Origin of the sequence: Rhodoferax mekongensis, assembly GCF_032191775.1 — a bacterium.
Classification (GTDB): Bacteria; Pseudomonadota; Gammaproteobacteria; order Burkholderiales; family Burkholderiaceae_C; genus Allorhodoferax; species Allorhodoferax mekongensis.
In genome coordinates, this window is the sequence record NZ_CP132507.1 from 2,532,461 (window position 1) to 2,545,987 (window position 13,527).

The window sequence follows — 13,527 nt, forward strand, 5'->3', positions numbered from 1 at the left end:
CTGCTTTTCAGGCGCCGCGTAGCATTTCCAGGTGCGGAATGCCGTCTTCGATGTAGGGCTTGCCCACATCCACAAAGCCGTGTCGCTCGTAAAAGGACTTGAGGTGGGCTTGCGCGCCGATGCGAATCGGTTGAGGGCCCCACTCGCTTTCCAGCGCTTTGACGGCCTCAGCCATCAACAAGTGGCCGAGCCCACCACCGCGGGTGTCGGGCTTGGTCACCACGCGGCCAATGCTGGCTTCGTCGAACGTTACGCCGGCGGGAAAGCATCGCACGTAAGCAATGAGTTCCGCGTTAGTTTGCCCAACAAACTCGCTGGGGAGTGAGAGTGGCAGCGGGCTCTGCTCCGTGTCCCCCGCCCGCTTCGCGGGCTCCTCCTTGACCTGCGCAGAACCCGCCGCCACCCTCACTCCCAGAAGGTGCATGGCTTGTTGGTCGAGGTTGTCCATGTCCTGGAACACACAGTTCTGTTCGACCACAAACACCTCGCTGCGCAGTCGCAGCAATTCGTACAACTGGTCGCAGCTCAGCGCATCAAAAGTGAGCCAATGCCATTGGATGTCCAAACTCATGCCTGCGCCGCCTTAAGCACATAGCCGATGCGCGGAAAGTGCACATGCACGGTACCGGCGCGCTCGTCCACGCGCTTCAAGGTAAAGCGGGTGCGGGTGGCAGCGACCAAGGTGCCGGCCGTCGTTTCCTGGCCGAAGGTTTCGGCGGCGATGGTCACTTCGCTGCCCAAAGGGATACCGTGTTCGTCCTGGAAATAGGTGTCCAATGGGGCTGTAGCGCCCGCCGCATTTGCGCAAGCTGCTATGGCTTCTGTAGCAGACAGCTTCTCAAAGCTACCGTGACCGATGGCTGCCATGCGTGCCATCCAGGCCTGTACTGAGGGGGTCGCGTTCAGGATGTCGGCCATCACTGGCACCCGTTTGGCGGTAAACCACAACGGGTGGTAGGCGGCAAAGTCGGCCACGCAGGGGGCACTGCCTAGCAAAAAGTCCTGGCCTTCGAGCATGCTGGCGATGCGGCGCAGGTAGCTCTTGTAGGCCGCAGCAGCGTCACCAGGGCGCAGGCGCGTCATGCCGCTGGACATGGCGGCGCGGTCGGCGCCGAAGGCCTTGGCCGCCTCTGGGGGGGCGCCTTCAAACATGCTGGCCGCCCCTTTGGGCTGCAGGTTGTAGGCCATGGCGGCCCAGAACAAAGTACTGTCCGCCCACTGCGCAACGATGCGACTCAGGCCCTTGTCGTCTTCGGGGTAGAGGGTCGGTGTGGGCCGCAGCTGCTCCAGCACTTCGCAGATCAGGGCGCTGTCGCAGTACACATCAGCGCCGACTTGAAGAAACGGCGTTTTGCGGTAGCCGCCGGTCAGGGCCACCACATCGGGTTTGGGCATGATGGCTGGGATGATGACCGACTTCCAGGCCAGCTGTTTGTAGCCCAGCACCAGGCGCACCTTTTCAGAAAAAGGCGAGGTGGGGTAGTGGTGAAGAATGAGGTCAGTCATGGGTTTCTCCAGAAAAATCAATAAGGCATGGCGCGCTGCAGGATGGCGTCAAAGTCCACCTCAGCACCCAGGGTGCCGAAGCTGTAGCCCCAGTTGCCACCCAGCCGTGAATCACAAAACGCCTCGAACACCGCAGAGGGAGCCGTTTGGTACAAGAGCGCAGCTTGCACGGCGAGTGCCACGTCTTGTGCGAGGCGGCGGGCTTCCATCTCGGTAGCCATGAGTTCCACCCGCGTGGGCAAGGATGCTGCCAGCCTGTCGAGTGCGGGGTGGGCTCCGCGGGCGGGAGCCAATTCACGGGCCAGGGCTGCGGCCGTATCACCCTTGCGCAGGGCGCGCAGCAGGTCCAGCGCCATGATGTTGCCGGCGCCTTCCCAGATGGAGTTGAGCGGCATCTCGCGGTAGATGCGGGCCATGGTGCCTTCTCCGCCCTCTTCCACATAGCCGTTGCCGCCCAGGCATTCCATGGCTTCTTGGGCAAAAGCAGCGCCGCGCTTGCAGATCCAGTACTTGGCCACCGGCGTCAGCAGGCGGCCCATCATCAGTTCATGCGGGTCAGATGCATGGTCAAAAGCGCTTGCGAGCCGCATGGAGAGTGCGCAAGCTGCTTCGCATTCGATAGCAAGGTCGGCCAGCACATTGCGCATCAGCGGCTGCTCGATCAGGGCCTTGCCGAAGGCCTGGCGCTGCGAGGTGTGGTGCAGCGCGATGCTGAGCGCCTGGCGCATCAGGCCGGTGGTGCCAAGGGCACAGTCCAGCCGGGTCATGGTGCCCATTTCCAGAATCTGCGGCACGCCGCGTCCCTCCACGCCCACCAGCCAGGCAGTGGCGTGCTGAAACTCGACTTCGGAGCTGGCGTTGGCGTGGTTGCCCAGCTTGTCTTTCAGGCGCTGGATGCGGATGGCATTCACGGTGCCGGGTGACTGCGGATCCGCAAAGTCGGGCAAGATGCGGGGCACAAAAAAGCAGGACAAGCCCGCCGGGCTTTGCGCCAGCACTAGAAAGGCGTCGCACATGGGGGCCGAGAAAAACCACTTGTGGCCCAGCAGCTTGAAGCGCGGGCCCCATGCATCTTCGCCATCGGGGATGGCTTGCGTGGTGTTGGCCCGCACGTCAGAGCCGCCTTGTTTCTCGGTCATGCCCATGCCCATGGTCAGGCCGCGTTTGTGGCGGTAGAGCTTGAACCCGGGGTCATAGGCCCGCGCCATCAGGCCCGGTGCCCAGGCTTCAAACACAGCCGGGTTGCCCCGCAGCGCCGGCAGCGCTGCGTAAGTCATGGAAATCGGGCATAGGATGGAAGGCTCAGCCTCGGTGAACAGCATGAACGCAGCCGCCCGCCGCAGGTGGGCGCCCTCACCCGCCGCCGGGTCCCAGGGGCTGCCATGCAGGCCGGCTTGGGCGGCGGCATCCATCAGCGCGTGGTAGCTGGGGTGGAATTCGACCTGGTCCACCCGGCGGCCCAGCCGGTCGTGGCTATGCAGCACCGGTGGGTGGGCGTTGGCCAAGCGCGCATGGGTCTGCATGGCGCGGCTGCCCATTTGCTTGCCTAGGGAATGCAGCGCAGACGTATCCATGCCCGGAGCATGAAACACCAGTGCACTCTGCAAGGCTTGGTTGCCCGCCAGCAGATCGGTATCTGCCAAGGGCTCGGCCTGGTTGAACACCGTGTGGGTCGCCGGGAAATCGGTCTCGCTGTGCATGCTATCTCCTCAAACGCTATTCTTTTGATAGCTGCTCGCGCTTGCTTAACGGGCGCCAGAGGCACATTTGGCCCATAAAGCGCTAGTCGGTGGCAATGCCGGTGCCCGGTGCGTTCAGTGTGTTCACGCTGCGTGCGCCGGTGGCCAGGCGTTTCATGTACTTGAAGGTGCCGGTGGCGTGGGCACAGGCTTTTCCGTTTGCGTCATAGACCGTGGCCTGGGTAAAGGCCATGGTGGCGGTGCGGTGCATGAGCTCGCCCTTGGCAGTCAGGGCGCCGACAGCGGGTTGCATAAAGCTGGTCTTCATCTCGATCGTAACCACACCCAGCTCAGGTGTTTCACTGCGAGCCGCGCTGGCCATGGTCACGTCCAGCAGGGTCATTTGCGCGCCACCATGGGTGACGTTGAACGAGTTCAGGTGTTCAGGCCGTGGTGTGTAGCGGATCTCAGAGCGCCCGCCCTCAAACACCTTGAGCTCGAAACCGAGGTGGGTGACGAAGGGAATCTCAACGCCGAAGCCCACCGCTTTTTCCCAGAGGCTGCTCATCCCCCTGTCACCACACTCACGCCGCCGTCCACCGCCAGCCATTGGCCGGTGATGTGTTTGCCGGCGTCGGACGCATACAGGACGCACAGGCCCTTGAGGTCTTCTTCGTCGCCCAGGCGCTTGAGTGGTGCGGCAGCGGCCAGGTTATCTTCGCCCATGGCTTGCAACAAACCGGCTGTCATCTTGCTGGGAAAGAAACCCGGGCACACGGCGTTGACGGTGATGTTGTACTTGCCCCATTCGGCAGCCAAAGCGCGGGTGAAGTTGATGACCGCGCCCTTGGAGGTGTTGTAGGCAATGGTTTGCATGGCAGGCGGGTTGCCGTTGAGCCCGGCAATCGAGGCCAGGTTGATGATGCGACCGGTTTTGCGCGGGATCATGCTCTTCTTGGCGATGATCTGGCTCAGCAAAAAGTAGCCCCGCACATTCAGGTTCATCACCTTGTCCCAGGCCTCCAGCGGGTGGTCTTCAGCGGGTGCGCCCCAGGAGGCGCCGGCGTTGTTCACCAGAATGTCGACGTGGCCGAGGCGCTGCAGAGTTTCATCGGCCAAGCGCTGAATCTCGGACTCTTTGGCGCAGTCGGCAGCGACCCAACGCGCGTCGATGCCCGCGGCTTGCAACTCGGCACACGCCTCTTCCAAGTCTGCTGCTTTGCGTGAACTGATCAGCACCTTGGCGCCGGCTTCTCCCAAAGCATGGGCCAGCTGCAGGCCCAAGCCGCGGGAGCCGCCGGTGATGAGCGCGGTTTTGCCGGTGAGGTCAAAGAGTTGTTGGATGGTGCGTGTCATGGTGTCTGCCCTTGGTTGTCAAAAACGTGGACGGCATTGTGCGCAGTGCCGTGCATGCCGCCTGTCCCGGCGGCGATATGCCGTCACTCCGGGGACTATTCCTCGCGCAGGCGTGAGCGGATGAACACCATCACCACGCCACCGGCCACCGCCAGGCCGCCCAAGTTGTAGAACAGCGCTGCGTCCTGCGCCTCTTGCTGGTCAATGAAATAGCCCAAGACGATAGCCAGCAGGCCGCCGTAAATCAGCGTCCAGATCAGGCGCTCCATGCGCACCAAGCGGGCGTTGGTGGTGCCGTTGTATTTCTTGAAAAATGCCATCAGAAAGCTCCTTCGGGGAATGTTGCACAAGTCAGATCCCTCGATTGCACCACACCCAGCCAGGCATTGATCTTCGGCAGCTCATAGTGGAAGAAGAATTTTGCGCACCCCACATGCCCCTGCGTCACCAAGGACTCTTGCTGCGGGTCGTTGTCCAGCGCGCAGCCGGCCACGTCCAGCCAGATCCAGGCGAGCACGGTGTGGCCGAAAGCTTGCATGTACGGCACGGCATTGGCCAAGGCCTCGCCGGGCACGCCGGTGGACCACGCCTTCTGGGTAGCAACGCCCACATCCTGCAACGCTCGGGCCAAAGCCTTGGCATGGGGCGCCAGTACAGGAATACCATTGCAGCGGTTCACGGTGGCCATGATGCGGTGGCTCAGCAGCGTGAGGCCTTTGCCCTCCTCCATCAGCACCTTGCGCCCCAGCAGGTCCATGGCTTGAATGCCGTGGGTGCCTTCGTGGATCATGTTCAGGCGGTTGTCGCGCCAGTACTGCTCCACCGGGAAGTCGCGGGTATAGCCATAACCGCCGTGCACCTGGATGGCCAGTGAGTTGGCCTCTAGGCACCACTCGCTGGGCCAGCTTTTGGCAATCGGGGTCAACACCTCGAGCAACAGGCGGGCTTCTTCCGCGTCTTGTGCGGAGCCGGTGTGCTGCTCGTCAATCAGGCGGGCGCAGTACAGCTCCAAAGCCAATGCACCTTCGCAATAGGCCTTTTGCGTGAGCAGCATGCGCTTCACATCGGCGTGCTCAATGATGCGGGTTTGCGGAGCGGCGGCATCTTTGCCGGCACCGGTAATGGGGCGCCCTTGCGGGCGACCTTTGGCGTAGTCCAGTGAGGCGTAGTAGCCCGCCATGCCCAGCATGGTGGCTGCAATGCCCACGCCAATCCGGGCCTCATTCATCATGTGGAACATACACGCCAGACCCTTGCCCGGCTGCCCCACGAGGTAGCCCACGGCTCCCGCTTGGCCATCGACGGGGAACTTGCCCTCGCCAAAGTTCAGCAAGGTGTTGGTCGTACCGCGCCAGCCCAGCTTGTGGTTCAGCCCGGCGAGGGCCACGTCGTTGCGCACGCCCGTCAACTCACCCTGCGCATTCACCATCTTCTTGGGCACGATGAAGAGCGAGATGCCGCGGGTCCCCGGAATCAGCTTGCCGTCCGCATCCGGAATCTTGGCGAGCACCAGGTGCACAATGTTTTCCGTGAGCTCGTGCTCGCCGCTGGAGATCCACATTTTGTTGCCACGCAGGCGGTAACGCGCGCCCAGCGGGTCAGACTCAAAGCCCTCCCCATCCGGCACTGCGCGCGTGGCCACATCACTCAGAGACGAGCCGGCCTGGGGCTCGCTCAGGCACATGGTGCCGGACCATTGACCGGAAAACTCCTTGTGGGCGAACACCTGCTTTTGCAATTCGGTGCCGTGTGCCATCAGCAAATTCGCATTGCCCACCGACAGCAAGCTGGAGCCTATGCTGACGGACGCACAGGCAAAAAATGCATTCGCTGCGGCCTCCACGCTGTAGGGCAGCTGCATGCCACCTATGTCGTAGTCCTGCGCAGCGCTCAACATGCCGGATTCTGCATAGGCTTTGAACGCATCGTGGGTGGCCTTCGGCAGGGTGACCTTTTCGCCATCAAAGTGAGGCTCCTGCGTGTCCACCAGGCGGTTGAACGGCGCGTACTTCTCCCGCGCAATGCGTTCGCAGGTGTCCAACACGGCGTCAATGGTTTCGCGGTTGTGGTCTGCAAAACGCTCACGGCTGGTGAGGCCGGTGGTGTCCAGCCAGTCGTGGAGCAGGAAATCGAGGGTGGTGCGCAGGGTCATGGACAAGGTCTCATAGAAAAAAAGCCGGACTGCGAATTGTGCGCAGGCCGGCTCGATTCAGATGGCAAAAGCTGTCGTGCGGGTTACAGCACTTCAAACACACCTGCAGCACCCATGCCGCCGCCGATACACATGGTCACACAGACGCGCTTGGCGCCGCGGCGTTTGCCTTCAAGCAGTGCATGGCCCGTCAAGCGTTGGCCGGACACGCCGTAGGGGTGTCCCACGGCGATCGCACCGCCGTTGACATTGAGGCGGTCTGCGGGGATGCCCAGCTTGTCGCGGCAATAGAGCACCTGCACTGCAAAAGCTTCGTTGAGCTCCCAGAGGTCGATGTCGTTCATGGTCAGGCCCAGGCGCTTCAAGACTTTGGGGATGGCGAAGACGGGGCCAATGCCCATTTCGTCAGGCTCACAACCGGCCACGGCAAAGCCGAGGAAACGGCCCAGCGGTTGCAGGCCTTTTTGCTCAGCCAGTTTTTCATGCATCAGGACCACAGCACCACCGCCATCGGAAAACTGGCTGGCATTGCCTGCCGTGATGAGGCCGCCGGGCACGGCAGAACGCAGTCCGCTAATGCCCTCTTTGGTGGTGCCGGCGCGAATGCCTTCGTCGTCGCTCACGGTGACCTGCTTGGTCATCAGGCCCATGACCTTGTCGGCTACGCCCATGGTCACGGTGATGGGGGCGATCTCGGCCTTGAACAGACCCGCCTCCAATGCAGCGGTGGCCTTTTGCTGGCTGGCAGCGCCGTACTCGTCCATGGCGTCCCGGCTGATGTTGTAGCGCTTGGCCACGTTCTCAGCGGTTTGCAACATGTTCCAGTAGATCTCGGGCTTGTTTTTGCTCAGCCACGGGTCATTGAGCATATGGATGTTCATTTCCTGCTGCACGCAAGAGATGGCCTCCACACCACCCGCGACATACACATCGCCTTCATTGGAGATGATGCGTTGCGCCGCAGTCGCAATGGTTTGCAGGCCGGAGGAGCAGAAACGGTTGATGGTCATTCCCGAGACGGTGACCGGGCAGCCGGCACGCAATGCGATCTGGCGTGCGATGTTGGCGCCTGTCGCCCCTTCGGGTGTGGCGCAGCCCATGATGACGTCATCCACCTCGGCGGCATCAATGCCGGCGCGCGCAATGGCGTGCTCCACGGCGTGGCCACCCAGCGTGGCGCCGTGCGTCATGTTGAAGGACCCCTTCCAGCTTTTGGCCAAAGGCGTGCGTGCGGTCGAAACGATTACTGCTGATGTCATGGTAATTCCTTGATTCTGTGGGCTTGAACGGCGGCGGCTCAGTTGAAGGTTTTGCCTTCAGCGGCCAGCTTGGCCAACAAAGGAGCGGGTTGCCAGAATTTGGCATCGTCCAGCGGGTTCTGGGCAAAGCGGTTCATGGCTTGCACCACATTGAACAGGCCGACTTCGTCGGCGTAGTTCATGGGGCCACCGCGGTGGGCGGGGAAGCCGTAGCCGAAGATGTAAACGATGTCGATATCACTGGCCTTGGCGGCGATGCCCTCTTCCAGAATGTGGGCGGCCTCGTTGACCAGGCTGAACACCAAGCGCTGCACGATTTCTTCGTCCGAGATCTTGCGGGGTGTAATGCCCAGCGCCTTGCGGTGCTCTTCAATCATGGCCACTACTTCGGCGTTCGGGATGGCCTCGCGCTTACCGGGCACATAGTCGTACCAGCCTGCGCCGGTCTTCTGGCCGAAGCGGCCTTTTTCGCACAGCAAGTCAGCCGTTTTGCTGTACTTCATGTGCGGCTTCTCAAGATAGCGGCGCTTGCGAATGGCCCAGCCGATGTCGTTGCCCGCCAGATCGCCCATGCGGAAGGGGCCCATGGCCATGCCAAATTTTTCCATGGCCTTGTCCACCTGCTCGGGGGTGCAGCCTTCATCCAGCAGAAAACCGCCCTGGCGGCCGTACTGCTCGATCATGCGGTTGCCGATGAAACCGTCGCACACACCGGACACCACAGCGGTCTTTTTGATCTTCTTTGCGACCGACATGACGGTCGCCATGACGTCTTTGGCGGTCTTTTCGCCACGCACTACTTCCAGCAGCTTCATCACGTTGGCAGGGCTGAAGAAATGCAGGCCCACTACGTCCTCAGGGCGTTGGGTGAAGTTGGCGATTTTGTTGACGTCCAAGGTCGAGGTGTTGGAGGCGAGGATGGCACCGGGCTTCATCACGCGGTCCAGTTCCTTGAACACGGCTTCCTTGACGCCCAGCTCTTCAAACACCGCCTCGATCACCATGTCAGTACCGGTGAGGTCATCGTAGCTCAGGGTAGTAGTCAGCAGGCTCATGCGCTGCTCGTACTTGTCTTGCTTGAGCTTTTTCTTGGCCACTTGGGCTTCGTAGTTCTTGCGGATGGTGGCAATGCCGCGGTCCAAAGCTTCTTGCTTCATTTCCAGCATCTTGACGGGGATGCCGGCGTTCAGGAAGTTCATGGCAATGCCGCCACCCATAGTGCCTGCGCCGATCACTGCTACCGAGTTGATAGCGCGTTGCGCTGTATCCGAGGGCACATCCGCGATTTTTGATGCTGCACGCTCCGCCAGGAACAGGTGGCGCAGGGACTTGCTCTCCGCAGTGAACATCAGGTTGATGAACGCCTCGCGCTCGACCAGCATGCCTTCGTCAAATTTCTTCTTGGTAGCGGCTTCCACCACATCCACGCACTTGGCAGGTGCCGGGAAATTTTTGCTCATGCCCTTGACCATGTTGCGGGCGAACTGGAAATAAGCATCGCCTTGCGGATGCTTGCACTTCAGGTCGCGCACGAGTGGCAAGGGGCGCACATCCGCCACCGAGCGGGCGAAGGCCAGGGCTTCTTCAGCCAGGCTTTCGGCGGAAGCAGACAGCTTGTCGAAGAGCTTCTGGCCAGGCAGCATGGCGAGCATTTCGCTCTTGACGGGCTCGCCGCTGACAATCATGTTGAGTGCGGGCTCTACGCCCAGCACGCGTGGCAGGCGCTGGGTACCGCCGGCACCGGGTACCAGGCCGAGTTTGACCTCCGGCAATGCAATGCTGGTGCCGGGCGCTGCAATGCGGTAGTGGCAACCCAATGCCAACTCCAAACCACCGCCCATGGCCACGGTGTGGATGGCTGCGACGACCGGTTTGGCAGAGTTCTCCAGCACCTTGATCACGCTGATCAGGTTGGGTTCTTGCAGGGCCTTGGGGCTGCCGAATTCCGTGATGTCCGCACCGCCGGAAAACGCCTTGCCGGCGCCGGTGATCACAATGGCTTTGACCGCCGCATCGGCATGAGCCTGGGCCATGCCGTCTGCAATTCCCTGGCGGGTGGAAAGGCCCAAACCGTTGACCGGTGGGTTGTTCAGGGTGATGACGGCGATATCGCCATGGACTTGGTACTGGGCGGTCATGCAGGCTCCGTGGGTGAGGTTTATCTCAAAATAGAACGATCGTTCTTTTTTAAAGATTGTAGGAGCTTTGCCCGCCCCGCAAAGCCCCTTTGTCACCGCTGGGACAAAGGGTTTTCCCTATGGAAAAAACCTGCTTTGCCCGCTCGGAAGCGACTCAGGTACCGGGTAGCTTGTACTCACGCAAGAGTTCGCGCAACTTGCTCTTCTGCATCTTGCCCGTGCCACCCAAAGGAATGGCTTCGACGAACACCACGTCGTCCGGCACTTGCCATTTGGCGGTCTTGCCGTCGTAGAAAGCAATCAGATCATCACGGGTGACTTCACTGCCCGGCTTTTTGACCACGGCAATGATGGGGCGCTCGTCCCACTTGGGGTGTTTCATGCCAATGCAGGCGGCCATGGCCACTGCTGGGTGTGCCATGGCGATGTTTTCCACATCAATGGAGCTGATCCACTCACCGCCGGACTTGATCACGTCCTTGCTGCGGTCGGTGATTTGCATAAAACCATCGGCGTCGATCGTGGCAACGTCACCGGTAGGGAACCAGCCATCCACCAGCGGTGAGCCTCCCTCGCCTTTGAAGTATTCGCTGATGATCCAGGGGCCTTTGACCAGCAGATCCCCATAGGCCTTGCCGTCCCAAGGCAACTCGGCACCCTCGCCGTCCACAATCTTCATGTCCACGCCATAAATGCCACGGCCTTGCTTGAGGCGTGCATTCATCTTGTCAGCGGGCTCCAGCGTCAGGTGCTTGTTCTTTAAGGTGCACACCGTGCCCAAAGGGGACATCTCTGTCATGCCCCAGGCATGGAGCACCTCCACACCGTAGACATCATTGAAGGCGGTGATCATGGCCGGCGGGCAGGCCGAGCCACCGATCACCGTGCGCTTCAGGGTCGAAAAACGCAGCCCTCCTGCTTGCACATGGGACAACATCATTTGCCAGACGGTCGGCACACCTGCTGCGAAACTGACTTTCTCAGCCTCAATCAATTCGAAAATGGATTTGCCATCCATCGCAGGACCGGGGAACACCAGCTTGGCGCCAGTCATGGCCGCCGAGTACGGCAGGCCCCAGGCATTGACGTGGAACATGGGAACGACGGGCAACACCGAATCGCGGGCACTCATGTTCAAGGAGTCCGGCAATGCGCTGGCGAAGGCATGCAGGATGGTGGAGCGGTGGCTGTACAGCGCAGCCTTGGGGTTGCCAGTGGTGCCGCTGGTGTAGCACATGCTGGAGGCGGAGTTCTCGTCAAACTCGGGCCAGGTGTAGGTGGCGGGCTGTTGGGCGATCCAGGCTTCGTAGCTTTGCAGACCGGGAATACCGGTGTCCGCTGGCAGCTTGTCCGCATCGCAGAGCGCAATGAAATGCTTGATGGTGGTGCAGCGGCTATGCACAGCCTGCACGATGGGCAGAAAGCTCATGTCAAAGCACAGCACCTGGTCTTCGGCGTGGTTGGCAATCCAGACGATCTGGTCCGGGTGCAAGCGCGGGTTCAGGGTGTGCAACACACGACCGGACCCGCTCACCCCGAAATAGAGCTCCAGATGGCGGTAACCGTTCCAGGCCAGGGTGGCCACACGGTCGCTGAAGGCAAGGTTCAGACCATCGAGAGCATTTGCGACTTTGCGGGAACGGGCGGCGACCTCCCGGTAGTTGGTGCGGTGGATATCGCCTTCGACCCTGCGCGACACCACTTCGCCCTCGCCATGGTGGCGCTCGGCGAAGTCCATCAAGGTGGAGATCAGCAACTGCTGGCTTTGCATCAGACCTAACATCAAGTCACCTCTATCTACGTTTTATGGAGAACACACCAAGGCTGGAAACATTCTGTTGCAACTTCGGCGACACACATAGTACTGCGCGCAAGTCCCTTGCAAGACGCTGAATTAGTCATATGCGGGACAATTCACCCATGCCCCATTTGCCCCCCGCGCCAGAGCCGCTGGACCTCCCTCTCCCATGGAATAACCGCTTCGCGGGCCTCGGTGAAGCTTTCTACGCTCCTCTGCAACCCACGCCACTCCCCGCTCCCTATTGGGTAGGCACCAGCGCATCAGCCGCCCGCTGGGCAGGGCTGGATGCGAACCATCTGGATAGCCCCGAAGTGCTGCAAGCCCTTACGGGCAACCGGCTTCTACAGGGCAGTGAACCGTTGGCCAGCGTCTATAGCGGCCACCAATTCGGCCAATGGGCCGGGCAACTGGGGGATGGCCGTGCCATCCTGTTGGGGGAGCTCAATGGCTTGGAAGTGCAGCTCAAGGGCGCCGGGCTGACACCGTTTTCCCGCATGGGCGATGGCCGGGCGGTATTGCGCAGCAGCATCCGCGAATTTCTGGCCAGCGAGGCCATGTACGGCTTAGGCATCCCCACCTCCCGCGCGCTGTGCGTGACCGGGTCGGATGCTCCGGTACGGCGGGAAACCGTAGAGACCGCCGCAGTCGTCACGCGACTGGCCCCCAGCTTCATCCGCTTCGGGCACTTTGAGCACTTCTGTCACCACGGCATGCCGGGCGAGTTGAAAATCTTGGCCGACTTTGTGATCGACCACTACTACCCCGACTGCCGCACAGACGCGCGCTGGAACGGCAACCCCTACGTCGCGCTGCTCGCCGCCGTGACGGAGCGCACCGCCCACATGGTGGCACACTGGCAAGCGGTGGGCTTTTGCCATGGGGTGATGAACACCGACAACATGAGCATCCTGGGCCTGACCATCGATTACGGCCCCTTCCAGTTCATGGACGCCTACGACCCCGCTCATATCTGCAACCACTCTGACACGGGCGGCCGCTACGCCTTTTACAAGCAGCCCAATGTGGCCTACTGGAACCTCTTTTGCCTGGGCCAGGCCATGATGCCCTTGATTGACGAGCAGGAGCATGCGATTGCCGCGCTGGAGACGTTCAAGGACATCTATCCCCGTGCATTTGCCGGGCGTATGGCCGCCAAGCTGGGCTTCAGCGAAGTGCAAGTGGCGCACAAGCCGGTGATCGAAGGCATCCTGAAGTTGCTGGCCGCTGACAAAGTGGACTTCAGTATCTTCTGGCGCCGACTGAGCCACTGGGTGAGGGATGAAGCCTCGGCAGGCGATTCGGTGCGCGACCTCTTCCTGGACCGTGCCGGGTTTGATACTTGGTTGCTATCATATTCAGAGCTGCTCGCGCATATTCCACAGGCGATGGCAGCCGATTTGATGCTGAAGTCGAATCCGAAGTATGTGCTGCGCAATCACTTGGGCGAGCAAGCTATTCAGGCGGCGCGGCAAAAAGATTTCAGCATGGTGGCTGATTTGCTGAAAGTTCTGGAGACGCCGTACGACGAACATATTGAGTTCGATGCGTGGGCAGGCTTTCCCCCGGACTGGGCCGCGCACATCTCCATCAGCTGCAGTTCCTGAACTTTAAGGGCTGCCGTGCATCCACCCATTGA

11 protein-coding genes are annotated in these 13,527 nt (G+C 61.2%); 1 reads left to right on the forward strand and 10 read right to left on the reverse strand.

Going from position 1 to position 13,527, the window contains the following annotated elements:
* Positions 1–7: 7 nt before the first annotated feature.
* The 10 genes from RAN89_RS12155 to RAN89_RS12200 all read right to left on the reverse strand — a co-directional run bounded on the left by RAN89_RS12155 (position 8) and on the right by RAN89_RS12200 (position 11,873).
* A complete protein-coding gene (locus RAN89_RS12155) occupies positions 8–571 on the reverse strand; it encodes a GNAT family N-acetyltransferase (RefSeq protein ID WP_313866553.1) in 564 nt (187 codons plus the stop codon).
* A complete protein-coding gene (locus RAN89_RS12160; protein WP_313866554.1) occupies positions 568–1,506 on the reverse strand; it encodes a glutathione S-transferase family protein in 939 nt (312 codons plus the stop codon). The genes RAN89_RS12155 and RAN89_RS12160 overlap by 4 nt, the downstream gene beginning before the upstream one ends.
* Positions 1,507–1,523: 17 nt before the next feature.
* Positions 1,524–3,206 (reverse strand): isovaleryl-CoA dehydrogenase, encoded by a 1,683-nt coding sequence (locus RAN89_RS12165; RefSeq protein WP_313866555.1) that lies wholly within the window; start codon positions 3,204–3,206, stop codon positions 1,524–1,526.
* 82 nt (positions 3,207–3,288) lie between these two features.
* On the reverse strand, positions 3,289–3,753 hold the full coding sequence (locus RAN89_RS12170; protein ID WP_313866556.1) for a PaaI family thioesterase: 465 nt from the start codon (positions 3,751–3,753) through the stop codon (positions 3,289–3,291).
* The gene (locus RAN89_RS12175) at positions 3,750–4,541 is read right to left on the reverse strand and encodes an SDR family oxidoreductase (RefSeq protein ID WP_313866557.1); all 792 of its coding nucleotides are present in this window, start codon (positions 4,539–4,541) and stop codon (positions 3,750–3,752) included. Before RAN89_RS12175 ends, RAN89_RS12170 begins: the two co-directional genes overlap by 4 nt.
* Positions 4,542–4,636: 95 nt before the next feature.
* Positions 4,637–4,861 carry a hypothetical protein gene (locus tag RAN89_RS12180; RefSeq protein ID WP_313866558.1) on the reverse strand — a complete coding sequence of 75 codons (225 nt, stop codon included), beginning with the start codon at positions 4,859–4,861 and terminating at the stop codon, positions 4,637–4,639.
* A complete protein-coding gene (locus RAN89_RS12185; RefSeq protein WP_313866559.1) occupies positions 4,861–6,693 on the reverse strand; it encodes an acyl-CoA dehydrogenase in 1,833 nt (610 codons plus the stop codon). The genes RAN89_RS12180 and RAN89_RS12185 overlap by 1 nt, the downstream gene beginning before the upstream one ends.
* Before the next feature lie 83 nt (positions 6,694–6,776).
* A complete protein-coding gene (locus tag RAN89_RS12190) occupies positions 6,777–7,952 on the reverse strand; it encodes an acetyl-CoA C-acyltransferase (protein WP_313866560.1) in 1,176 nt (391 codons plus the stop codon).
* A 38-nt stretch (positions 7,953–7,990) separates the two neighbouring features.
* A complete protein-coding gene (locus tag RAN89_RS12195; protein WP_313866561.1) occupies positions 7,991–10,090 on the reverse strand; it encodes a 3-hydroxyacyl-CoA dehydrogenase NAD-binding domain-containing protein in 2,100 nt (699 codons plus the stop codon).
* Between the two features lie 154 nt (positions 10,091–10,244).
* On the reverse strand, positions 10,245–11,873 hold the full coding sequence (locus RAN89_RS12200; RefSeq protein ID WP_313866562.1) for a 3-(methylthio)propionyl-CoA ligase: 1,629 nt from the start codon (positions 11,871–11,873) through the stop codon (positions 10,245–10,247).
* A 137-nt stretch (positions 11,874–12,010) separates the two neighbouring features.
* Here RAN89_RS12200 and RAN89_RS12205 point away from each other — a divergent pair, with 137 nt between their 5' ends.
* Complete coding sequence (locus tag RAN89_RS12205; RefSeq protein ID WP_313866563.1) at positions 12,011–13,495, forward strand: protein adenylyltransferase SelO; 1,485 nt, start codon at positions 12,011–12,013, stop codon at positions 13,493–13,495.
* Positions 13,496–13,527 lie beyond the last annotated feature (32 nt).